Source organism: Nocardia sp. NPDC050175 (assembly GCF_044459885.1).
In the GTDB taxonomy this organism is placed as follows: Bacteria; Actinomycetota; Actinomycetes; order Mycobacteriales; family Mycobacteriaceae; genus Nocardia.
Genome location: NZ_JBITJI010000010.1, coordinates 16,068 through 39,117, shown reverse-complemented (window position 1 = coordinate 39,117; position 23,050 = coordinate 16,068). Strand labels below are relative to the sequence as shown.

Sequence of the window (23,050 nt, the reverse complement as noted above, 5' to 3'; positions counted from 1 at the left end):
GGGTGCACATGGTCGGTATCGGTGGTGCCGGTATGTCCGGCATTGCGCGGATTCTGCTGTCCCGTGGTGGTGCCGTGTCCGGTTCGGACGCCAAGGAGAGTCGCGGTGTGCTCGCGTTGCGGGCGCGCGGCGCGCAGGTGCGCATCGGCCATGACGCCAGCGCCCTCGACCTGCTGCCGGGCGGACCGACCGTGGTGGTCACCACCTACGCGGCTATCCCGAAGACCAATCCTGAACTGATGGAAGCGAATCGGCGCGACATCCCGGTGCTGCTGCGGCCCGCCGTGCTCGCTTCGCTGATGCAGGGGCATCGCACCCTGCTGGTTTCGGGCACGCACGGCAAGACCTCGACCACCTCGATGCTCATCGTGTCGTTGCAGCACTGCGGCCTCGACCCGTCCTTCGCGGTCGGCGGCGAGCTGAACGAGGCGGGCACCAACGCGCACCACGGCACCGGGGACATCTTCGTCGCCGAAGCCGACGAGAGCGACGGGTCGCTGCTGCAGTACGACCCGGATGTCGCGGTGATCACCAACATCGAGTCCGATCATCTGGACTACTTCGGCACCGACGAGGCCTACGTCCAGGTCTTCGACGACTTCGCCGATCGGCTCACCGAAGGTGGGCTGCTGGTGGTCTGTTTGGACGACCCGGGCTCCTACGCACTGGCCGAACGGGTCGGCGACAAGCTGGCCGCCAAGAACATTCGCGTACTGGGTTACGGCTCCGGCGAGCTCGCCGACGCGCCGGTGCCGGTCGGCGTGCGGCTGCACAGCTGGGAGCCGCGTGACGTCGGCGGCATCGCCCAGTTCCAGCTCGACGACGAAGCGACGCCGCGCACGCTGCGGTTGTCTGTACCGGGCAGGCACATGGCGTTGAACGCACTGGCCGCGTTGCTGGCCGCCCGTGCGACGGGGGCCGACGTGGACGAAATCATCCAGGGTCTGGAGGGTTTCGGTGGCGTGCACCGCCGGTTCCAGTTCGCGGGCCGGGAGAACGGGGTGCGCGTCTTCGACGACTACGCACACCATCCGACCGAGGTGCGGGCCGTGCTCGGCGCCGCCGCCGAGCTGGTGCAGCAGGAGGCGCGCGACGGCGCGCGGTCGCGGCAGGGCCGGGTGATCGTGGTCTTCCAACCGCATCTGTACAGCCGCACCGCGACTTTCGCGCAGGACTTCGGTGCCGCGCTGAGCCTCGCGGACGAGGTGGTGGTGCTCGACGTGTACGGCGCGCGGGAGAAGCCGCTGCCCGGGGTGAACGGCGCGCTGGTCGCCCAGTCCGTCACTAAACCCGTGCACTACCAGCCGGATATGTCGCGGGTCGGCCGTCAGGTGGCCAAGCTCGCGCTGCCCGGTGATGTCGTGATCACCATGGGCGCGGGCGATGTGACGATGCTCGGCAGTCAGATTCTCGACGGTTTACGGGCGCGTCCGCAGTACGGGCGGTGAGGCTCGTGAGCGAGCGTCAGCGAGCGAACCAACGACACAGCCCGCCCTTGGGCACGACGGGGCCGAGCGTCAGCGAGGAGCCGTCGTGACCAGAGGCGGATCGGTGCGCGAGCGGCGTTTCGGCGTGGCGCGGTCGGTGGGTGCGCGACTCGGCCCGAACGGGTGGCGGCGGGTTCGGCTGTGGGGATTGCTGGGTGTGTGCGTTCTTGCAATCGTCGGTGCCGTCGCGTGGTTCACGCCCGTGCTCTCGGTGCGCACGGTCAAGATCGAGGGCGTGGTCGCGGTGCCCGAGCAGCAGGTGCGCGAACTGCTCGAAATCCCGTCGGGGCGCTCGATGTTGCGCATCGACACCACCGCGATCGCGCGTCGGGTGGCGAGCATTCCGAAGGTGCGCTCGGCGCGGGTGCAGCGCGTCTTCCCGTCGACGGTGCGGGTGACCGTGGTCGAGCGGACTCCGGTGCTGTTCTTCGACAGTCCGCAGGGTGCGCATCTGCTCGACGCCGAGAGCGTGGAGTTCGCGATCGAGGACGCGCCGATCGGCGTGCCCAAGTTGGTGACCGATCATCCGGCCAGTGACGCGCCCGTGACCAGGGCCGCGGTCGCGGTGCTCGCCGCGCTGCCGCCCGGGCTGGTCGTTCAGGTGGACGAGGTTGTGGCGCGGTCCATTTCGGATGTTTCGTTGAATCTGAAGGACGGGCGCACGGTACTCTGGGGCGGGACGAACGACGCCGAACGCAAGTCGGCCGTCGTGCTCCCGCTGCTGACCCGCCCCGGAACGGTGTTCGATGTGTCGAGTCCCAACCTGGTCACGGTAAAGTGAGCGATACCCATTGCGCCCGCGTCGAATTGCAGTATTCGACGGGTGGCGTTCGCAGACCCTCCATAGTCACGCGAGCTGCCGCTTCCGGGCCTGACGCTCACGCCACCGGCCCTCGCGCCGGCTACCGAGCGCCGGGGGGCAACCGTTCACCATACGTCGTGCGGCGCTGCGAGACGAGAGGGATCACACAAGATTCTGTCTTTCGTTTCGGCGCGCCTGCGCGCGTATTGCGGCGGCGGCGAATAGCGTTCCGCAGCAGTCGGATACTTGACATAACGCTAACCCTATGGTTGAGGTTTAGGGTTTGCCCGGGCGGCGGTTCGCTGAGTGAAGCCGCTCAGGCGAAACCGGCGAAGTGTCTCGAATCCGAAAACGACAGGCTTTAGATCGAAGGAAGGCGAGAGCCCATGACGCCCCCGCACAACTACCTTGCAGTGATCAAGGTCGTCGGTATCGGCGGCGGCGGTGTGAATGCCGTCAACCGGATGATCGAACAGGGCCTCAAAGGTGTCGAGTTCATCGCGGTCAACACCGACGCGCAGGCCCTGCTGATGAGCGATGCCGACGTCAAGCTCGACGTCGGCCGCGAACTCACCCGTGGCCTCGGCGCCGGCGCCGATCCCGAGGTCGGCCGCCGCGCGGCCGAGGACCACAAGGACGAGATCGAAGAGGTGCTCAAGGGCGCCGACATGGTCTTCGTCACCGCGGGCGAGGGTGGTGGCACCGGTACCGGTGGTGCCCCGGTCGTCGCCCAGATCGCGCGCAAGCTCGGCGCGTTGACCATCGGCGTCGTCACCCGCCCGTTCTCCTTCGAGGGCAAGCGGCGCGGCGGCCAGGCCGAGACGGGCATCGGCCAGCTGCGCGAGTCCTGTGACACGCTCATCGTGATCCCGAACGACCGGCTGCTGCAGCTCGGCGACGCGGCGGTGAGCCTGATGGACGCGTTCCGCTCGGCGGACGAGGTGCTGCTCAACGGCGTGCAAGGCATCACCGACCTGATCACCACCCCCGGCCTGATCAACGTCGACTTCGCCGACGTCAAGAGCGTGATGTCCGGCGCGGGTAGCGCGCTGATGGGCATCGGCTCGGCGCGCGGCGAGGGTCGCTCGGTGAAAGCGGCCGAGTCGGCGATCAATTCGCCGCTGCTGGAGGCGTCCATGGACGGCGCGCACGGCGTGCTGCTGTCCATCGCGGGCGGCTCCGACCTCGGCCTATTCGAGATCAACGAGGCCGCGTCGCTGGTCCAGGAGGCCGCGCACATCGAGGCCAACATCATCTTCGGCACGGTGATCGACGACTCGCTCGGCGACGAAGTGCGAGTCACCGTGATCGCAGCGGGTTTTGACGGTGGAGGACCCGCCCGGCGTACCTTCGAAACCACCCGGTCGGGCACCACCATCGGATCGGCTCGCGCAGGCGAGCTCGGCCAGAACCGTCCCGCCGAGGTAGCGGCACGCAGCACCGACGTAGCCGCCGCCACCGCAAGCTCCACCAGCTCGACCCGCGGCGCCGTCCCCAGCTACCGGGAAACCGAAAAGGCTCGAATGGACCCGACCCTGGCCCAAACCCGAGCCCACATCGAACCCCCCGACGACGATGACGACGACGTCGACGTCCCCTCCTTCATGCGAAGGTGACGCCCAGCCACCGCGCAGAACAAGCTGAACCCCGAAGGCCCTGATCCCCACCGGGATCAGGGCCTTCGCGGCATCCCACCTTCGCGGCATCCCACCTTCGCGGCATCCCACCTTCGCGGCATCCCACCTTCGCGGCATCCCGCCTTCGCGGCATCCCACCTTCGCGGCATCCCACCTTCGCGGCATCCCGCCTTCGCGGCATCCCGCCTTCGCGGCATCCCGCAGATCCGCACCCCATCTCGGGATCTGCGCCCCTCTAGGCGCCCAGAGCGAGCACGGACCCCCGAAACCGGGTGCGGATTCTCCCGACAATGACCACCCAGCCAAATCTGCACCTTCTCTCGGGATCTGCACTCGCTCTAGGGCCCTATTCCGAGTGCAGATCCCGAGTGAGAGTGCGTCTGTTGCCGACAGCGGTCCCGGTGGTCGTGGACCCCGGACCGCCGCACACCGTCTCTGTCAGCCGCTCACCGTTTCTGTGAGCCGAACACCCGATACAGCGGGTGTGCAGGTTGAGGAAAGGGTGTTCGGCCACCGCAAAGGGTGCGCATCGGAGCCCCAGCGGCCCCGAAAATGTCCACACGACACGCTTATTCCTTCGAAAGCGCTCGAGAACAGCACCACAGCCAGATGACCACGCTGGAACGCGACATCACGCACCTGACCGATAACTAAGGTCGGGGACCCCACCTCACGCGCCCAGCACTACTCCGGTCATCCGATGAACCAGTCGACAACCTCTGAGACAGCACCCACTGGAGATCTCTGGGCACACCAACCCGAACCAGTACACCCAGAGACCCCCGCAAAGGTGGACCTATCCGGGCAAGTGCTGCTTAGAACTCCGCAGGTGGGGCAGTTCATAGAAGCTGAAGACCTATCCACATTTTCCCGTGAGTAGTGTGGTCGCGTCGCCTGCCGTACCCGGCTTTAGGTGCACGTCAGGTGCGCGATGTCGCGTTCCCGAGGTGGTCATCTGGCTGTGGTGGCGTTTCGAGAGCCCAAAAATCAGCGAAATCTCGGCTCCCGAGGTGGTGAAGCTACCGCCGTACACCCACTGTGTCAGCCCCACACCCAGTACAGGCGGTGTGGGGCTGACACAACGGGTGTACGGATGGGTTCTCACGTCGCGATCGGGTTGCGGTTGCGTCCCAAGCGCTTTGGACAAGCGGGGATCGTGGCGGTTGGGGCGGTTGGGGCGGTTGGGGCGTCGATCCGCCCTGCGAAACGGGCTACCCGGCGGTCTCGCTGAAGATCTGCACTCTCACTCGGGATCTGCACTCGGAATAGGGCCCTAAAGCCAGTGCCGATCCCGAGTGAGGGTGCGGATTCTGCTGGCGGGGGTAGGGGGTCGCTGGTGTTCGATGCGCGCCCTGTGTGGTGGCCGAGCACCCTTTCCGTAAGCCTCATACCCGGTACAGGGGGTGTTCGGCTCATGGAAAGGGTGTTCGGAGTGTGTTGTAGCCCTCCGCTGGCGGGTCGTCGGGGGGTCGGGGCGCTACTAGGCTCGTTGGCATGACTTCTGCCCCTACGCTGACCGTTCGACGAGTGACGACGACTAGGGCGGGTGGGTTTTCGGCTCCGCCTTATGAGTCGTTCAATCTTGGGGATCATGTGGGGGATGATCCGGCGGCGGTGCGGCGCAACAGGGATCGGCTGGCTGAGGGGATCGGGCTTACGCCGGATCGGCTGGTGTGGATGGAGCAGATTCATGGGCGCAATGTCGAGATCATCGATGGGCCTCGGGATGAGCCGGTGCCTGCTACCGATGCGATCGTGACGAACGTTCCTGGGCTTGCGCTGGTGGTGTTGACCGCGGACTGTGTGCCGATTCTTTTGTCCGATGATGAGGCGGGGGTGCTGGCCGCGGTGCATGCGGGGCGGATCGGGGCTCGGATCGGGATTGTGCCTCGGGTGCTCGAGGCGATGGTGTCGATCGGTGCGCGGGTTGATCGGATCGGTGCGTTCCTCGGGCCCGCCGCGTCGGGGCGTCAGTACGAAGTGCCTGCCGCGATGCGGGCCGATGTGGAGAAGCATCTGCCGGGCAGTGCTTCGACCACCGTGCGCAAGACCCCTTCGCTCGACCTGCGTGCCGGAATCACCAGGCAGCTCGTCGAAGCCGGCGTCAACGGTGTTGCTGTCGACCCGCGTTGCACCATCGAAGACCGCACCCTGTTCAGTCATCGTCGCGGGGCACCGACCGGTCGGCTCGGTAGCGTGATCTGGGCGGAGGTGCGGTAGTGACCAATCCGGAAGCTGTTGCGCCGCAAGTCGACGCGCGCACCGCCGAACTGGCCACCAATCTCGCCGCGCTACTCCAGCGGGTCGATGCGGCCTGTCTCACGGCGGGGCGCAAGCCGGACTCGGTGCGTCTACTCCCCGTGACGAAGTTTTTCCCAGTCGAGGACGTGGCGATCCTCTACCGCCTCGGGCGGCGTGAGTTCGGCGAATCGCGCGAGCAGGAGGCCACGGCAAAGGTGGCAGCCCTGCCAACTTTGGTCGGGCAGCCACATTTGGTGGGGCAGAGCGTCGAAAGTGACGAAGACCTCCCGGATGTGCAGTGGCACATGATCGGACGCTTGCAGCGCAACAAAGCACGGGTCGTCGCGCGCTGGGCGCACGCCGTGCACTCGGTCGACAGCGAACGGCTGGCAACGGCTCTTGACGCGGGTGCGCGGACCGCGCTGGACGCGGGGGAGCGGACCGACCCGGTGCGCGTCCTACTGCAGGTGAGCCTGGATGACGATCCGTCTCGCGGCGGTGTCGCACCCGACGAATTGGCACGCCTCGCGGAACATGTTGCGGGGTCTCCGGGATTACGACTGTCCGGTCTGATGGCCATTCCGCCATTGGGGGCCGAGTCTGATGCGGCATTTGCACGACTTGCGACATTGCACACCATGCTGCTTGCCGAGCATCCCGCTGCGACAGAACTTTCCGCCGGAATGTCGGGCGATCTGGAAACCGCCATCGAACACGGCTCCACGTGTGTGCGTGTCGGTACCGCCTTGATGGGCGCTCGACCGATAACCTCGGCGTAGCAAAGAAACCTCATCAGTCACATTCGACACATATGCTTGAGGCAGACGAGGGCTGAGCAAGACTTCAACACCCGGCCGCCACCGGGGCCGAAGGAAGGTCGACCAATATGAGCGAGCGCAGCGAGCGAGTTCTCGACGCAGCCACCATCGTGGTCATGACTGCGCCGAGCGTCAGCGGGGTCCAGTCATGAGCGAGCGCAGCGAGCGGCCAATGGACGCAGCCACCCTCGTGGTCATGGCTTCGTCGAGCGTCAGCGAGGCGAAGTCATGAGCACGCTGCATAAGTTCAAGGCGTACTTCGGCATGGTTCCTCTGGAGGATTACGAAGACGACTACGTGGACGATCGCGCCCCTCGGGGTAGTGACGATCGTGTCGCGCGTCGCCCTCGCCCCCGTGACTACCCCGAACGTGACGGCTACGCAGCCGATCGCTACGCCGAAGACCGTTACGGCGCAGATCATTACGCCGCCGACGGATTCGAACGCGAGGACGCCGGTTACCCGGAGCCCGCGTACAAGTCGCCGTACAAGGCCGGATACCCCGTCTCCCGCCGCGACGAGTACGCCGACGAGCCCTACGGCGAGGACCGCTACGAGTCGCAGCGCCGACCCACCCGCATCGAGACCGCGCCGTCGTCCGGCCGGTTCCGGGCGGGCGGCACCGCGCCGCCGCTGCGTGGCACCACCCGTGGTGCGCTCGCCGTCGATCCCGACGCCGAGGAGCGCAGGCTCGAGGAGCGCGTGCGCCCCGAGCCGGCACCCGCGCGCAGGCCGGGGATCTTCGAGGACGGAGGCCCCTTGTCCAAGATCACGACACTGCGCCCGCGCGACTACAGCGAGGCCAGGATCATCGGCGAGCGGTTCCGCGAGGGCAACCCGGTGATCATGGACCTGGTCGATCTGAGCAACGCCGACGCCAAGCGCCTCGTCGACTTCGCCGCCGGACTCGCGTTCGCGCTGCGTGGCTCGTTCGACAAGGTTGCTACGAAGGTGTTCCTCCTCTCACCGGCCGATGTCGACGTATCAGCCGAAGAACGCCGACGCATCGCCGAAACCGGCTTCTACAACCAGAAATAAGGTCGTGATCTGGGGGGTGTTGCAGACCGGTCGCAGGTGGGGCGGCGCGGTCATTTTGCGCAAAGCGGATTTTGCGGCAGAGTGAAGTAGTGGCCTTGTTCGCGGTGCTGTACTTCGTACTGTTCATCTTCTGGCTGTTGCTGATCAGCCGGGTGATCGTCGAGTTCATCCGAAGCTTCGCTCGTGACTGGCGCCCTACCGGTGTCGTGGTCATCATCCTGGAGGTGATCTTCACGATCACCGACCCTCCGGTGAAACTCCTGAGGCGGTTGATACCACCGGTGTCACTGGGAGGAATTCGCCTGGATCTGTCGATTATGGTCTTGCTTTTCATCGTCTTCATCTTGATGTCGATCGTGGGCAGGCTCGGGCAACCGGTAGCCCCGGTGTGACAGAATGGGCCGTGAAGTAGCTTGCTAGATCTGCTAGATCTCCAAAAGACGCGTGAAGGGATCCTTCCATGCCGCTGACTCCAGCCGATGTGCACAACGTCGCGTTCAGCAAACCGCCGATCGGGAAGCGCGGCTACAACGAGGATGAAGTCGACGCCTTCCTGGATCTCGTCGAGCAGGAACTCTCGCGTCTGATCGAGGAAAACGCCGATCTGCGTCAGCGGGTCGCCGAACTCGACGCGGAACTGGCCGATGCCAAAAAGAATCGCGGTCCCGTCGGCCCGAACAACGTGAAAGCGCCTGTCCAGCAGGCCCCGCCGCCGCCTCCGGAGCCGATCAAGCCGCCGGTGCAGCAGGCCCCGCCTGCCCCGATGCCCGCGCCGCCCGCCCCGAAGGAACCGCCGAGTGCGGACGCGAACCTGCAGGCCGCCAAGGTGCTCAGCCTCGCCCAGGAGATGGCGGACCGGCTGACCAGCGACGCGAAGGTCGAAGCGGAAAACCTGCTGTCGAACGCCAGGGCAAACTCCGAGCGTCTCGTCGGCGATGCCAGGACCCGGTCCGAGGCGATGATCGCTGATGCCCGGCAGAAGGCCGACGCGATGCTGTCGGACGCGCAGTCCCGTTCGGACAACCAGCTGCGTCAGGCCAAGGAAAAGGCCGACGCCCTGCAGGCCGATGCCGAGCGCAAGCACACCGAGATCATGGCGACCATCACCCAGCAGCGCAGCGTGCTGGAGAGCCGGATCGAGCAGCTCAAGACCTTCGAGCGGGAGTACCGGGTGCGGCTGAAGTCCTACCTGGAGTCGCAGCTCGAGGAGCTGGAGAACCGTGGCTCGGCGGTCCCGGTCGACGGTGGCGAGGCCTTCGCCGACGCCAACACGGCCAACAACCTGCAGCCCGCCACGTTTGCCAAGGGTGGCAAGTAAGCCGCTCACACCGAGCACACCGCAGTTCACACAACTAGAGGAACTGTCGAGCCGCCTGGCATGCCTTGGGGGTCACCATGCTCGTCTTGACGCTTGTCCTTGCCGCCGTCGGATTCGCACTACTGGTAGCCGCGCTGACCACCGGATCGGTGATCTGGGCGTGGGGCTGCATCGTGGTGTGCGTACTGGGTGCGGTGCTCTTGCTGGTCAGTGCCCTGTCTATGCGTAAGCCGGACGAAGATTCGGCTCCGCCGCCGGGCCGCCACGCGAAACGCTAGGTGGGCCGTAAACAGGTTTGACCGCACTGGCTAGAATCAAACATGAACATGGCGTTGATCCGGCCATCACCGGGGAGCCTTCGGAAGAACAGCACCGGCTGCCGCTCGGCAAGGGTGCCCAGTAGAACCGAACGGGTGAGCCCGTCACAGCTCATAACGAGAGGTCCGGCAGCTCTGGCCGGACAAGCGGGGTGGTACCGCGGTATCGGCGCACCGGCGCCGGCATCGTCCCCGTGCCTACGGAAACGGCACGAGGAGATGCATCCGCCATGGCGGAAACTTCCAGCACTAGCGAGCGTAGCGAGCGGCCAGTAAACACAGCCGCGCATGCGGTTATGCCGGAACCGAGCGCCAGCGAGGTGCAGGCGTGAGCGCATACCCGCGCGTCGATCTTGGTGTCGGCGGCGGAGCGGCCTTTCCTGAGATGGAACGCCGCGTGCTAGACGCATGGGCGGCCGCCGACACCTTCCGCGCGAGCATCGAAAACCGTTCCGGGGCAGCGGAGTTCGTCTTCTACGACGGACCGCCGTTTGCGAACGGTCTGCCGCATTATGGGCATTTGCTCACCGGATACGTCAAAGATCTGGTACCGCGTTTCCAGACGATGCGCGGTAAGCGTGTCGATCGGCGTTTCGGCTGGGATTGTCACGGATTGCCCGCGGAGCTCGAGGCGGAAAAGCAGCTCGGTATCACGGACAAATCACAGATCGAAGCAATGGGCCTCGCCGAATTCAACGCGGCCACTAAATCTTCCGTGCTGCGCTACACCGACGAATGGCGCGAGTATGTGACACGTCAGGCGCGTTGGGTCGACTTCGACAACGACTACAAGACACTCGATCTCGACTTCATGGAGTCGGTGATGTGGGCGTTCAAGTCGCTGCACGACAAGGGCCTGATCTATCAGGGTTTCCGGGTGCTGCCCTACAGCTGGTACGAGCAGACGCCGCTGTCGAATCAGGAAACCCGCCTCGATGACGCCTACAAGATGCGCCAGGACCCGGCGGTCACCGTCGACATGGTGCTGCGCGTGCCCGCCGAGCATCCGCTGCACGCGCTCGACGGCGCCAACGCGATCATCTGGACCACCACCCCGTGGACCCTGCCGTCCAACCTCGCGATCGCCGTGCACCCCGACGTGCGCTACGTGCACCTGCGCGGCACCGACGGCAAGCGCTATCTGCTGGCGGCCGAACGCGTGTCGCACTACACCCGCGAGTTCGGTGAGGAGCCGGAGGTGCTCGGCGAGTTCGACGGCGCCGCGCTCACCGACCTGGCGTACACGCCGCCGTTCGACTTCTTCCTCGGCCACCCGCGCGCGCACCGCGTGCTGAACGCCGACTACGTGACCACCGACTCCGGCACCGGAATCGTGCACCTCGCACCGGCCTTCGGTGAAGAGGACATGGACGTCTGCACCGCCAACGGCATCGAGATCGTGCAACCGCTCGATCAGGGCGGCAAGTTCACCTCGATGGTGCCGCCGTACGAGGGCCTGATGGTGTTCGACGCCAACCCGGTGATCATCAAGGACCTCAAGGCGGCAGGGAAGCTGTTGCGGCACGAGACGATCGAGCACTCCTACCCGCACAGCTGGCGCTCCGGTCAGCCGCTGATCTACATGGCGGTGCCGTCCTGGTTCGTCGCGGTCACCACCTTCCGCGACCGGATGGTCGAGCTGAACCAGCAGATCGACTGGGTTCCCGAGCACATGCGCGACGGCCAGTTCGGCAAGTGGCTCGAAGGCGCGCGGGACTGGAACATCAGCCGCAACCGCTACTGGGGCAGCCCGATCCCGGTGTGGGTGTCCGACGATCCGGCCTACCCGCGCACCGACGTCTACGGGTCGCTCGACGACCTGGAGCGTGACTTCGGCGTGCGCCCGACCGATCTGCACCGGCCGATGATCGACGAGCTGACCCGCCCGAATCCCGATGATCCGACCGGCAAGTCGACCATGCGCCGGGTGCCCGAGGTGCTCGACTGCTGGTTCGAGTCCGGCTCCATGCCGTTCGCGCAGGTGCACTACCCGTTCGAGAACAAGGACTGGTTCGCCAACCACTTCCCCGGCGATTTCATCGTCGAGTACAACGGGCAGACCAGGGGCTGGTTCTACAACCTGCACGTGCTCTCGACCGCTCTGTTCGACAGCCCCGCCTTCAAAACCGTTGTCGCGCACGGCATCGTGCTCGGTGACGACGGGCTGAAGATGAGCAAGTCCAAGGGCAACTACCCGAACGTGAACGAGGTGTTCGATCGGGACGGCTCGGACGCGATGCGCTGGTTCCTGATGAGCTCGCCGATCCTGCGCGGCGGCAACCTCATCGTCACCGAGCGCGGCATCCGCGAGGGCGTCAGCCATGCGCTGCGGCCGCTGTGGAACGCGTGGACCTTCCTGCAGCTGTACGCCTCGAAACCCGGTACCTGGCGCACGGATTCGCCGCACGTCCTGGATCGCTACATCCTCGCCAAGCTCGCGGAGACCCGCGACGCGATGACCGAGGCGTTCGAGACCTACGACATCGCCGGTGCCTGCGATCAGCTGCGTGGCTTCGCCGACGCGCTCACCAATTGGTATGTGCGCCGGTCGCGTTCGCGCTTCTGGAGCGAGGAACCGGACGCGGTGGACACGCTGCACACGGTGCTCGAGGTGGTCACCCGGCTGGCTGCGCCGCTGCTTCCATTGATCACCGAGGTGATCTGGCGTGGACTCACGGGTGGCGAGTCGGTGCACCTGACCGATTGGCCGAAAGACGGTGAGCTGCCCGCCGATCCGGAACTGGTTGCCGCGATGGACGAGGCCCGCGTGGTCTGCTCGACGGTGCTGAGCCTGCGCAAGGCGCAGAACCTGCGGGTGCGGCTGCCGCTGGCCGAGGTCACCATCGCCGCGGCCGACGCCGCGCGGCTGGCACCCTACGCCGACATCATCGCCGACGAGGTGAACGTCAAGAAGGTCGACCTGACCACCGACGTCGCCGTGCACGGCCGGTTCGAACTGGTCGTCAACGCCAGGGCCGCCGGCCCGCGCATCGGCAAGGACGTGCAGACGGTGATCAAGGCGGTCAAGGCGGGCGAGTGGTCCGAGGGTGCCGACGGCGTCGTCACCGCCGCCGGAATCGCCCTGCTCCCTGAGGAATACACGCAGCGCCTGGTCGCCGCCGAACCGGAGTCCACCGCCGCCCTGCCCGGCAATGCCGGCCTGGTGGTGCTGAACTCGGTGGTCACCGAGGAACTGGAGGCCGAGGGCTGGGCCCGCGACCTGATCCGTGATCTGCAGGAGACCCGAAAGTCGTTGGGGCTGGACGTATCCGACCGGATCACCGTGGTACTCGCGGTGCCCGAGGACCGGGCCGGGTGGGCCGAGACGCACCGCGACCTGATCGCGGGCGAGATCCTCGCCACCACCCTCACCCTCGGCGACGTGGGTGGCGACGCCGCCGACCTGGTCGGGGGCGTGCGCGCTCAGGTCACCAAGGCCTGACGGTTCGAAATAGCAGGGGCGGGGCCGATACCGGTCCCGCCCCTGCTATTTCGGCGCGATCTTGTGGCCGGGCTGTGCCGCCGACGCGCGATTGCCGAGCGGCGGCGCCCAGTGCGCGACCACACTGTCCCAGCGCCGGTCGCGCCGCTCCTGCTGCTCCGCCGCGACCCCGCGCTTGGCCGCCTTGTAGGCACCCATCAGGCCGGTGCCAGTAACTGCTGCATGATCGCGGCGGAGTCCAGCCAGACGTTCTCTCGGCTGATCTTGTTGTCGCGGACCTCGCAGACGTGCAGTATCCGGAAGCTGATCGGCCGATTGTTGCCGGGGACGCCGAGGAACATGCCGGTCGCCCGGCCGTGCCACTCGGATTCGTCGACGAAGAAGTCCTCGCCGTAATACCGGTGGATGGACTCCATCTTGTCCTCGCTGATCGCCTCGAACAGGTCGCGGTAGCGCTGCGCGATCGCGGCCGGGTCGCGCAGTGTGCCCTGCGGATCGCCGACGGCGTCGTGCTCGACCTCGTCGGCCAGCGTGGCCATGATCGCGTCCACATCGTTCGCCGCCTCGGCCGCACAGTGCCGCTCGAACAGCTCGTCCATCTCTTCTCTGGTCATCACACACGCCCTCCGTAGTGAGATTCTGCTATCGTGGTGAGATGACTTTCTCACGGCGAGACGAGATTCTCAATAGTGGTCGAGCGGCAAATCAGAAGATGCGCACCAGGGAAGCCCTCATCAGTGCCGCGCTCGAACTCGCCCGCAACGGTCACTCGCCCTCGATCGCCGAGGTCGCCGAGGCCGCGAAGGTCTCCACCGCCACCGCGTACCGGTACTTCCCGAATCCGCAGTCGCTGTGGTCGGATATGGCCACCCGCCAGGCCGGGTTCACCGGTGGCTATCCGGATTTCCTGGATGACCTGCCCGAGGACGTGGAGGCCCGGATCGACAGGGTGGTGCGCGAGTGCTGCGCCTTCCAGTTCGCGGACGAAGTGGTGTGGCGTGGCGTACTCCGGGCAACCCTCGATCGCTGGTTCGGTCAGGTCGATGTGCCTGAGGCGGAACGGGTTCCGGTGCGCGGGGTGACTCGGCTGGAGATGGCGCGGGTCGCGCTGGAGCCGCTGCGTGACACGCTCTCGGCCGAGCGGCTGGAGCGGTTGGTCAATGCCGTCGTGCTGGTGTTCGGTGTCGAGGCCCTGGTCTCCACGCGCGACACCTGCGGGCTCGATCCCGAGGCCGCCACCGAGACGATGAGCTGGGCCGCCCGCGCCCTGGTGCGCGCCGCGGTGGCCGAGGTGCGACCCGAGTGAAGGCCGCACCGTGGCAACGACTTTCGGTTACTTGTAGTCGTTCTCTTTGAGCTGGATCAGGTAGGCGCGCCGCTCCGAGATCAGCCCGTCGCGCATCACGAACACCTCGCCCGCCACCATGTGCATCAGCTCGCCCTCGACCGTCGTCGCCTCGATGGCCACCTCGGCCATGACGACATCGTCTTCCTCGACCATCCGTCGAATGGTCAGCCGCGGGCTGCCGGTGAAGCCGGGATTCTCGATCTCCTTGTCGTAGGCGTCTTTTCCGCTCAGCCGGAACCAGCCGAACACGGTCCATTCGATGTCGTCGGTCAGGCAGGACAGGATCTGCTGGTGATCGGTCTTGTTGAAGCCGTCGATGTACCGCTCGACCGTTTGCTTGTTCGCCGACACGATGGTTCTCCCGCACGCTGGTTCGTCGCTGCGCGCTCCCGCAGCCCGTCGACTGTAAGCCAGATTGATTGCATTATGCAATCGGTTTGGCGGATGTGAATAAGTTGCAAGTATTAATCGTGAATGTGATGTAGATCACATGCTAGAAATTTGCTGAACTGTTGTCGCAGGTCCGAGCCGCGCGGCAGAATCGGAGCTGGTGCTGTTGTTGCAGATATCGACTTCTGGGGCAGCAGTGAGTTCGTGAACCCAGCGGCTGCGGCTCCTCATGGATGACGCTGCTCGACCCAGGCGTCAGCCGGGACCGCCGGACGGTGACCCGCACGCCGGGCCGCCGGAAGGGACGAGCACGTGAAGAGAAAACCCTTGCGTCGCATCGCTTTCGGATTCCTCCTAGCCACGGCCGCGACATTGCTCCTGGCAGGACCCGGCTGGTCGGACACCGGGAGCGTGACCGGCAGCGCCGAATCCCTGTCCGCCTCCGGTTCGGCCGCGATTCCGCTGCCCAGCTCCCATGGAGTAGGTGCGCTGGCGGCGGCCACCTCGCAGACCGGAAAGCCGTACGAGTGGGGCGGCACCGGCCCGTTCGCCTGGGACTGCTCCGGCCTGGTGCAGTGGGCGTTCCGGCAGGTCGGCGTCAACATTCCGCGCACGACCTGGGAGCAGGCCAGAGCGGGCGCGCCCGTCCCGTTCTTCGCGCTCTCGCCCGGCGACGTGGTGGTGCTGAACACCGACGGCTCGCATGTCGGCATCTACGCGGGCTTCGGTCAGATCTTCAACGCCTACGACTGGGGCGTCCCCGTCGGGCTCAGCCCGCTGCGCCAGTTCGACATCTACGCCATCCGGCGCTTCTAGCCCACACGTCTTCCCGCACCGGATATTGCGTGCGAATTCCGGTGCGGGACAACATGATCAGTCAGTCTCCTCGACGAGGCTGCGCAGCAGCGGCGCGTACTTCGGATTGGCCAGGGCCGAGGCGAACTGGGCGACCAAGTAGTCGGCCGGGTTGCCGGTGTCGTACCACCGGCCCTGGATCACCTGACCGAACACCGGGTTGTCGGCGGCGTGCACGTTGATCGCGTCGGTCAGGTAGACCTCGCCGGAGCGGTGCTCGTACCAGGCTTTGGTCTGGGTGCGCAGTTCGTCGATGATGCCGGGGGTGACCACGTAGCCGCCGATCGCGGCGAAGTCCGACGGCGCGTCCTCGGGCTTGGGCTTTTCCCGCAGGCCGGTGATGCGCAGCAGTCCGTTGCCCTGGTCGTCGGCGACCACCGGCACGCCGTAGCGCTGCGACTCGGACGGGTCCATCGGCATCAGCGCGAGCACCGGGGCGCCGGTCGTCTCGTAGGCGTCGATCAGCTGCTGGGCGCGCGGGACATCGGCGACGAACACGTCGTCCGGCCACAGCACCAGCATCGGTTCGTCGCCCAGATTGCGGGCCGCGTTGAGCACCGGGGTGCCGTTGCCGTAGGGGCCGTGCTGGTCGAGGTAGGTGATGTGGCCGAGCCTGGACAGCTCGCCGACCTCTTCGACGGCGTCGGCGTATGCGGTCTTGCCGTCCGCGCGTAGCTGGGCCACCAGGGCCGGGTTGGGCCGGAAGTGGTCCTGGATCAACGATTTTCCGCTGCTGACCACGATGGTGATGTCGGTGATGCCCGACGCGACCAGCTCGCGGACCGTATGTTCGATGACCGGCTTGTCGCCGACCGGCAGCATCTCCTTCGGGATGGCCTTGGTCAGCGGGAGGAGCCGGGAACCGATACCGGCGGCCGGGATCACGGCCTTGCGGATCTTCATGGGTCCGATCATCACATACGAAGCTGGACCGCAAGGGCGGTCCCCGTGCTTCGTCAACTGTTTACCGAAGCCGTGTAGTGCGTTGGCGCGGTCGATATCCGCCCAGGTCGTGGGCTGGTTGTTCGTTCAAGGTCAGGTGTCTGCCGGGTGGTCGGCCGCTGGCGATCTCTACAGGAAATCAACAGCAAGTACGTAGTGACTACCCAGCGTCGGGACCTGTCCGGATCTGTCGGTGTCCGGGCGTAGATTTCCGTTCGTGAGTGAGCGCAGCGAGCGAACCATCGACACAGCGTCTGTGCGAACGACGGAGCCGAGCGCCAGCGAGGCGCAGTCGTGAGTACCGACAAGGCTACTGTCGCCGAGATTCTCGAGCAGCTCGAGCCGCTGGACGTGCGGGCCAGGGCGATGTTCGGTGAGTACGGTCTGTACTGCGACGACAAGCTGGTCGCGCTGATCGCCGACGATCATTTGTTCGTGAAACCCACCGCGGTCGCGACCGACTACGCCGAGGAATCCTGGTTGGCGCCGCCGTATCCCGGCGCGAAGGACTACTACCGGGTGCCGACGCCGCGATTGGCGGATTCGGCCTGGTTGGGGGAGTTCGTGCAGCGCACCGCCGACCAGTTGCCGGTGCGCGTACCCAAGTCCAGGAAACCCTCGGCGAAACCACGGTGAGCGAGCAGCATCCGCGTTGGCGCATCGACGCGCAGAGCGCTGCACCCACCGACGTGCGGGGCGCGGTCCCCGCCGATGTGGGGAGCGTTGTCGTCGATGTGGGGAGCTCTGTGCGCGCCGACGCGCAGAGCACGGCCCGCCGCTGGGTGCTGCACATCGATATGGATGCGTTCTACGCGTCCGTCGAACAGCTGACCCGGCCCACCTTGCGCGGGCGGCCGGTCCTGGTCGGCGGCACCGGCGGGCGCGGCGTGGTCGCGGGCGCGAGCTACGAGGCGCGGGTGTACGGCGCGCGTTCGGCGATGCCGATGCATATGGCGCGCAGGCTGGTCGGCGTCACCGCGGTGGTGGTGCCGCCGCGCGGCGTCGTGTACGGCACGTTGAGCGGGCAGGTGTTCGACGCGTTGCGCAGCCGGATCCCGGTGCTGGAGACGCTGTCGTTCGACGAGGCGTTCGGCGAGCCCGCCGAACTGGCCGGTGCGACGGTGGCGACGGTGCAGGAGTTCTGCGAAGAACTGCGCGCGGTGGTGCGCGAACGCACCGGGCTGACCGCCTCGGTGGGCGCGGGCACCGGCAAGCAACTTGCCAAGATCGCCTCGGCGCTCGCCAAACCTGATGGGATACGGGTGGTTTCGGCGGTCGAACAGCAACAGATGCTGGCCGCCCTGCCGGTGCGCAAGCTGTGGGGGATCGGCCCGGTGGCCGAGCACAAGCTGCGTTCGCTCGGCATCGAGACGGTCGGCGCGTTCGCCGCGCTGCCCGAATCCGAGGCAATGTCGATCCTCGGTGGCAGCGTCGGCGCCGCACTGCACCGGCTGGCCCGCGGCATCGATGACCGGCCGGTCGCCGAACGTAACGAGGCCAAACAGATCAGCGCCGAAACCACCTTCGAGACCGACATCGTCACGCTGGCCCACCTGCGCCCCGCCATCGAATCGATGGCGGCGGCCGCGCATCGCCGCCTGATCAAGGACGGTCGCGCCGCCCGCACCGTCGTGCTCAAGCTACGCAAATCCGACATGAGCATCGTGACGCGCTCATTTACCCTGCCGTACGCGACCGAGGACCTCGTCACACTCACCACCGCCGCGCAACGCTCGGCGATCGACCCGGCCGAGCTCGGCGCGATCCGGCTGGTCGGCGTCGGCTACGGCGGATTATCCACCGTGCGACAGGAATCCTTATTTCCCGAACTGGACCAGGTGCCGGTCGCCGAGGACTGGGAGCAGACCGCCGTCCCCGCCGAAGACGACACCGCGGGGGAGCCCGCGCCGCTCGCGACGCCGCTGTCGGTCCCGCTCTGGTACCCCGGCGTGGACGTCGAACACCCCGAGCACGGCCACGGCTGGGTGCAGGGCGGTGGCTACGGCGTAGTGACCGTCCGCTTCGAGACCCGCTCGACCGGCCCCGGCCCGGCCCGCACCTTCCCGGCCGACGATCCGAGCCTGACCAGAGCCGATCCGCTGGACAGTCTGCGATGACCCGGCCAGCGAACGGCTCGACATCGCCGAGCCCACCGCGTACGTTCGCTGCCGACGACATCAGTCTGTCCCGTGTGGGTCCACGCGGTTCTCTGCTGTGCCGGTAGCCTGGGAGCTCGTGCAGCGCCGCCGATCGGGTGGAGGCTGCCATTGGTGGACATGACACGGACCTACTCGAACGCAAAGGACGAGCAGTTGAAGCTTCGTAAGACTGGCCGCATCGCGATCGCCGGCCTGGCCGTCGTTGCCGCGCTGGGCATGACCGCATGCAGCAGTGACGACAAGGACAGCAAGCCCGCCGCCAAGACGTCGACCAGCGCTAGCGCGTCTGCGTCGGCCAACGCCGCGAACCTGCCGCCTATCCCGACCCCCGCGGAGCTGAACACGGCGCTGGCCCGCGCGCTCGACCCGTCCGTGCCGGCGTCGGAGAAGCTGGACGGCGTCCAGGGTGCCGAGGCCGACCCGTCCCTGCCCGATCGCCTCTCCCAGGCCGCCAAGGGCGCCGACGTGAAGATCGAGGTCACCGACGTCTCCAGCTTCGGCGACAGCGTCAACGCGAAGGCCAAGTTCGTCGTCAACGGCCAGGAGAACATCGTCGACGTGCCCTTCGTCGCCGACAACGGCAAGTGGAAGATCCAGAAGTCCTGGGCCTGCGCCATGCTGACCAACCTCGGCCAGACCTCCACGGCCTGCGGCTAAATCGCTTCGTCGCGGCCGACTCGCTGTGAGTCGGCCGCGACAACGGCCGTTTTGTCCGGTGCCGCTCGTTGCCGAATGTACAGGCTGAGTTGGTGATTCGGGTGCCGGTAGCTGGGACTCTGTGTCGTCCGACGATTTCGCGCTAGCATCCACCGTCGTGACTGTCAGTGACGCTGTGCGTGAGTCCGCCCAACCCTCGGCACAGCGGGGAGACCAGCAGGATCCGAGTGCGCGTCGTGTCGCGTCTGGTCGAATCCGGTTGGTGGCGATCATCAGTGGGATCCTTGCGATCCTCACCGCACTGTCGATCCCGTTCTTGCCTGTTCGCCAGGACCAATCCAGTGTGGTGTGGCCGCAGACGGCCGCGGTCACGTCGGTGACGTCGCCGCTGATCACCTACGCGCCGATGAATCTCTCCGCGCAGATTCCGTGTGCAGCTTTCGCCGCACTCGCAGATTCGGGCGGCATGGTGGTGTCGACGATTCCGCGCCAATCACCTGACGTGGAGCACTACGGTTTCGTCGTCAAGGTCGTCCCTGACGCGGCGGATCGCCCGGGCCGGGTCGACGTGGTGTCGCGCAACATGCTGCTGTGGTCCTCGCCGCTGAGTGCGGTCCGCGATCGGTCCTGCACGGTCGGCATCGAGATGGGTACGCAGCGGACCACCGTGTCAGCACCGGGATTCGCGGATTCGGACAAGGAGATTACTTCCGACATCCGCCCGCAAGTTGTCGGTATCTTCAGCGATCTGACCGGCGCGGCGCCGTCCGGGTTGCAGGTGAATGTCCAAGTTGATTCACGTTTTTCGTCGTCACCGACATCGCTGAAACTGGTGGCGATGGTGCTGGCCGCGTTGGCCACACTTGTTGCGCTGGTCGCGCTGTACCGCTTGGACAGCATCGATGGCCGCAAGTCACGGCGGTTCCTGCCCGCCCGCTGGTGGCGGTTGCGTCCGGCGGACTATCTGGTTTTCGCCACGCTGCTGTTGTGGCACTTCATCGGTGCCAACACCTCTGACGACGGCTATATCCTCGGGATGGCTCGCGCCGAGCGCAGCTCCGGATTCATGTCGAACTACTACCGGTGGTTCAGCGTCGATGAAGGGCCGTTCTACACGCCGTACACCGACATGATCGGGTTGCTGACCCATGTGTCATCGGTGAGTCCCTGGGTCCGGTTGCCCACCTTGATCGTCAGTGTCATCGCCTGGTGGGTGATCAGCCGTGAACTCCTGCCCCGGCTCGGCGCTGCCCTGCGTGACAAGCCGGTCGTCGTGTGGACCAGCGGACTGGTGTTCCTTGCGTTCTGGCTGCCCTACAACAACGGCCTGCGCGCCGAACCCTTTGTGGCGCTTGGCGTGATCCTTACCTGGGCCTCGGTCGAACGGGCCATCGCATCTCGGCGGCTGCTGCCTTATGCGCTGGCGATCGTCATCGCCGCGTTCACCTTGACCTGTGCGCCCTCGGGCCTGATCTGCATCGGCGCGCTTGCCGCGGGCGCACGAAGTATGACCTCGGTGCTCATGCGGCGGGCGAAGAACTCCGGTTATCTCGCGCTGCTGCTGCCCTTGCTTGCTGCCGGCGTTGTGGTGCTGACTGTGGTCTTCGCGGATCGAACTTTGGCCGGTGTGCTCGAGTTCAGTTACGTGCACGATCGGATCGGGCCCGGCGACGGAGCCTCATGGTTCCTGGAGTTCCTGCGTTATCAGTATCTGTTGCAGCCCAGCGGTGACGGCTGGCTGACCCGGCGGTTCGGCATGTTCATGATGCTGCTCGGTCTGGTGGTCTGCGTGGTCACGATGCTGCGCCGTGGTGGGCATATCCCAGGGACCGCCGTCGGGCCGCCGCGGCGACTCATCGGTATCACTGTCGCCGCGATGGCGCTCATGATGTTCTCCCCGACGAAGTGGATCCATCAGTTCGGCGTGTTCGCCGGGCTGGCCGCCTGCGTCGCTGCCCTCACTGCTGTCGCGATCAGTCCCCGAGTCACCCGTCCGCTGCGTAACCGTGCACTATTCGCTGCGGCAGTCTTGTTCGCACTGGCGCTGACTTTCGTTGGCGCCAACGGGTACTGGTGGGTGTCGGCATGGGGAGTCCCGTTTTGGGACAAGGCGCCGATGCTTGCCGGTTTCGGGCTGTCTACCTTCGCAGCGGGCCTCTCGGTTCTCGCGCTGGTCGCCGCCGCCTGGTTCCACATGCGGCCGGAGGCTCAGCCGCGACCTGATTCGATACCCGGCAAGGTCGGACGCATTCCGGTCCTTGCCGTCGTCGCGGCCGCCATGGTGCTGTTCGAAGTGCTGTCGATGGCGAAAGCCGCAGTGGCGCAGTATCCGTCGTATTCGGTCGCTCAATCCAACCTCGGCGCAACCGTTTCCGGTGGGTGCGGGCTCGCGGACAAGGTGTTGGTTGAGACCGACCCCAACGCGTCGGTGCTGAGCCCGCTGACCGGCGATGTCGCAACGGCGCTGGCTGGGTCCGGATCGACCGGATTCACCCCCAACGGGGTGGCCACCGACCTCACCTCTGATGAGATCGAATCCACCACGGGCAAGGCTAATTCCGTCACCAGTGCCGATTCCGGTGAGCCGGTGGATCCGAAGGCCGGGTCTAAGTCGCCGGGTTCCGAGACCGGCACGTCGACCGGTGCGGGGATCAACGGCAGCAGTGTCCCGCTGCCCTTCGGTTTGGATCCGGCGACCATCCCGGTGCTCGGCAGCTATCGGGAAGGCGCCCAGGAGCCTGCCGAGCTGACGACAGGATGGTACCGACTTCCCAAGGACAGCAACGGAAGTCGTGGCCCGATCATCTCGATCGCGGTCGCCGGTCGGATCCGGCACGTCGACAGCGACGGCATCGTGCACCCTGGCCAGGATCTGCGCGTGGAGTACGGCCGCGCCGGATCCGACGGCACGGCAACCGCACTCGGCAGCGTCGACCCGATCGACATCGGGCCGTCCCCGTCGTGGCGCAACGTGCGTGTCCCGTTCGACCGACTGCCCGGTGACGCGGACGTCGTTCGAATCGTCGCGAGCGATAAGGATCTCGGCAAGGATCAGTGGCTCGCGGTGACCCCGCCGCGCGTACCGCAGACGAAAACCCTGACCGACTTGGTCGGTTCGCGGACGCCGGTCCTACTGGACTGGGAGGTCGCCATGACCTACCCATGCCAGAACCTGGCTCCCACCCACGCCGGCGTCGGTGACCTGCCGAGCTACCGAATCCTGCCCGACCGCAACGGTGCGACCATCACCAACCTCTGGCAGGCGCACGATGGCGGCGGTCCGCTCGGCTGGACCCAGCTGTTGTTCACCGCCCGCGCGCTGCCCGCGTATCTGAAGGACGACTGGGATCGCGACTGGGGCTCGATCGAGCAGTACCTCCCACTCGACCCCAACGCCCAACCCGCACACGTCACCATCGACAAAACCCAACGCTGGGGCACCTGGACCCCAGGCCACATCAACACCGACTGGTAGTGAACGGCGCTGACCCGCATTCACGAATGCGGGTCAGCGCCTAAGCGTGCTCCGATTCCGCTGACGCATCGACCATTTGGGTGGCGCGGGTGCGGCGAGCGCGCAGCGAAGGTGTCCGTCCACA

20 protein-coding genes are annotated in these 23,050 nt (G+C 66.3%); 16 read left to right on the top strand and 4 right to left on the bottom strand.

Translation table 11 applies throughout. From position 1 onward, the window contains the following. Window positions 1-8: 8 nt before the first annotated feature. The 10 genes from murC to ileS all read left to right on the top strand — a co-directional run bounded on the left by murC (window position 9) and on the right by ileS (window position 13,100). Window positions 9-1,448: a UDP-N-acetylmuramate--L-alanine ligase gene (gene murC, locus ACIBK2_RS30325; protein WP_396972494.1), complete on the top strand. Its 1,440-nt coding sequence runs from the start codon at window positions 9-11 to the stop codon at window positions 1,446-1,448. 85 nt (window positions 1,449-1,533) lie between these two features. Next, window positions 1,534-2,268: a cell division protein FtsQ/DivIB gene (locus ACIBK2_RS30320; RefSeq protein ID WP_396972045.1), complete on the top strand. Its 735-nt coding sequence runs from the start codon at window positions 1,534-1,536 to the stop codon at window positions 2,266-2,268. A 407-nt stretch (window positions 2,269-2,675) separates the two neighbouring features. After that, window positions 2,676-3,905: a cell division protein FtsZ gene (ftsZ, locus tag ACIBK2_RS30315; RefSeq protein ID WP_396972043.1), complete on the top strand. Its 1,230-nt coding sequence runs from the start codon at window positions 2,676-2,678 to the stop codon at window positions 3,903-3,905. Window positions 3,906-5,420: 1,515 nt separating this feature from the next. Then, the gene (gene pgeF / locus ACIBK2_RS30310) at window positions 5,421-6,146 is read left to right on the top strand and encodes a peptidoglycan editing factor PgeF (RefSeq protein ID WP_396972041.1); all 726 of its coding nucleotides are present in this window, start codon (window positions 5,421-5,423) and stop codon (window positions 6,144-6,146) included. Next, window positions 6,146-6,946: a YggS family pyridoxal phosphate-dependent enzyme gene (locus ACIBK2_RS30305; protein ID WP_396972039.1), complete on the top strand. Its 801-nt coding sequence runs from the start codon at window positions 6,146-6,148 to the stop codon at window positions 6,944-6,946. Before pgeF ends, ACIBK2_RS30305 begins: the two co-directional genes overlap by 1 nt. A gap of 267 nt (window positions 6,947-7,213) precedes the next feature. Further along, window positions 7,214-8,023, top strand: coding sequence for a cell division protein SepF (locus ACIBK2_RS30300; RefSeq protein ID WP_396972037.1), 810 nt, complete (start codon window positions 7,214-7,216; stop codon window positions 8,021-8,023). An 89-nt stretch (window positions 8,024-8,112) separates the two neighbouring features. Then, the gene (locus tag ACIBK2_RS30295) at window positions 8,113-8,415 is read left to right on the top strand and encodes a YggT family protein (RefSeq protein WP_014983168.1); all 303 of its coding nucleotides are present in this window, start codon (window positions 8,113-8,115) and stop codon (window positions 8,413-8,415) included. A gap of 68 nt (window positions 8,416-8,483) precedes the next feature. Beyond that, window positions 8,484-9,341, top strand: a complete 858-nt coding sequence (locus tag ACIBK2_RS30290) for a DivIVA domain-containing protein (protein WP_379287134.1) — start codon at window positions 8,484-8,486, stop codon at window positions 9,339-9,341. Between the two features lie 77 nt (window positions 9,342-9,418). Then, on the top strand, window positions 9,419-9,619 hold the full coding sequence (locus tag ACIBK2_RS30285) for a hypothetical protein (protein WP_357391202.1): 201 nt from the start codon (window positions 9,419-9,421) through the stop codon (window positions 9,617-9,619). 424 nt (window positions 9,620-10,043) lie between these two features. Continuing rightward, the gene (gene ileS / locus ACIBK2_RS30280; RefSeq protein ID WP_396972492.1) at window positions 10,044-13,100 is read left to right on the top strand and encodes an isoleucine--tRNA ligase; all 3,057 of its coding nucleotides are present in this window, start codon (window positions 10,044-10,046) and stop codon (window positions 13,098-13,100) included. Window positions 13,101-13,145: 45 nt separating this feature from the next. On the opposite strand, the gene ACIBK2_RS30275 is transcribed toward ileS, so the two are convergent. Together ACIBK2_RS30275 and ACIBK2_RS30270 are read right to left on the bottom strand one after the other, a co-directional pair. Then, complete coding sequence (locus ACIBK2_RS30275) at window positions 13,146-13,298, bottom strand: hypothetical protein (RefSeq protein ID WP_396972034.1); 153 nt, start codon at window positions 13,296-13,298, stop codon at window positions 13,146-13,148. Continuing rightward, the gene (locus ACIBK2_RS30270) at window positions 13,298-13,714 is read right to left on the bottom strand and encodes an ester cyclase (RefSeq protein ID WP_379287139.1); all 417 of its coding nucleotides are present in this window, start codon (window positions 13,712-13,714) and stop codon (window positions 13,298-13,300) included. The genes ACIBK2_RS30275 and ACIBK2_RS30270 overlap by 1 nt, the downstream gene beginning before the upstream one ends. A gap of 41 nt (window positions 13,715-13,755) precedes the next feature. Between ACIBK2_RS30270 and ACIBK2_RS30265 the strand changes: the two genes are divergently transcribed. Then, on the top strand, window positions 13,756-14,406 hold the full coding sequence (locus ACIBK2_RS30265; protein ID WP_396972032.1) for a TetR/AcrR family transcriptional regulator: 651 nt from the start codon (window positions 13,756-13,758) through the stop codon (window positions 14,404-14,406). 27 nt (window positions 14,407-14,433) lie between these two features. Here ACIBK2_RS30265 and ACIBK2_RS30260 read toward each other — a convergent pair whose 3' ends face one another. Continuing rightward, window positions 14,434-14,799: a nuclear transport factor 2 family protein gene (locus tag ACIBK2_RS30260; RefSeq protein ID WP_396972031.1), complete on the bottom strand. Its 366-nt coding sequence runs from the start codon at window positions 14,797-14,799 to the stop codon at window positions 14,434-14,436. Window positions 14,800-15,150: 351 nt separating this feature from the next. Between ACIBK2_RS30260 and ACIBK2_RS30255 the strand changes: the two genes are divergently transcribed. Then, complete coding sequence (locus ACIBK2_RS30255; RefSeq protein WP_396972029.1) at window positions 15,151-15,654, top strand: NlpC/P60 family protein; 504 nt, start codon at window positions 15,151-15,153, stop codon at window positions 15,652-15,654. Window positions 15,655-15,711: 57 nt separating this feature from the next. Here the strand turns inward: ACIBK2_RS30255 and ACIBK2_RS30250 are convergent, their stop codons facing one another. Continuing rightward, complete coding sequence (locus ACIBK2_RS30250) at window positions 15,712-16,596, bottom strand: UTP--glucose-1-phosphate uridylyltransferase (protein ID WP_396972028.1); 885 nt, start codon at window positions 16,594-16,596, stop codon at window positions 15,712-15,714. A gap of 333 nt (window positions 16,597-16,929) precedes the next feature. On the opposite strand from ACIBK2_RS30250, the gene ACIBK2_RS30245 reads away from it, so the two are divergent. The 4 genes from ACIBK2_RS30245 to ACIBK2_RS30230 all read left to right on the top strand — a co-directional run bounded on the left by ACIBK2_RS30245 (window position 16,930) and on the right by ACIBK2_RS30230 (window position 22,926). Then, window positions 16,930-17,271, top strand: coding sequence for a TfoX/Sxy family protein (locus tag ACIBK2_RS30245; RefSeq protein WP_396972026.1), 342 nt, complete (start codon window positions 16,930-16,932; stop codon window positions 17,269-17,271). A 161-nt stretch (window positions 17,272-17,432) separates the two neighbouring features. Further along, window positions 17,433-18,752 (top strand): DNA polymerase IV, encoded by a 1,320-nt coding sequence (locus ACIBK2_RS30240; RefSeq protein WP_396972490.1) that lies wholly within the window; start codon window positions 17,433-17,435, stop codon window positions 18,750-18,752. 159 nt (window positions 18,753-18,911) lie between these two features. Next, window positions 18,912-19,451 (top strand): hypothetical protein, encoded by a 540-nt coding sequence (locus ACIBK2_RS30235; protein WP_396972488.1) that lies wholly within the window; start codon window positions 18,912-18,914, stop codon window positions 19,449-19,451. A gap of 175 nt (window positions 19,452-19,626) precedes the next feature. Next, complete coding sequence (locus tag ACIBK2_RS30230) at window positions 19,627-22,926, top strand: arabinosyltransferase domain-containing protein (protein ID WP_396972486.1); 3,300 nt, start codon at window positions 19,627-19,629, stop codon at window positions 22,924-22,926. The last annotated feature ends 124 nt before the right edge of the window (window positions 22,927-23,050 follow it).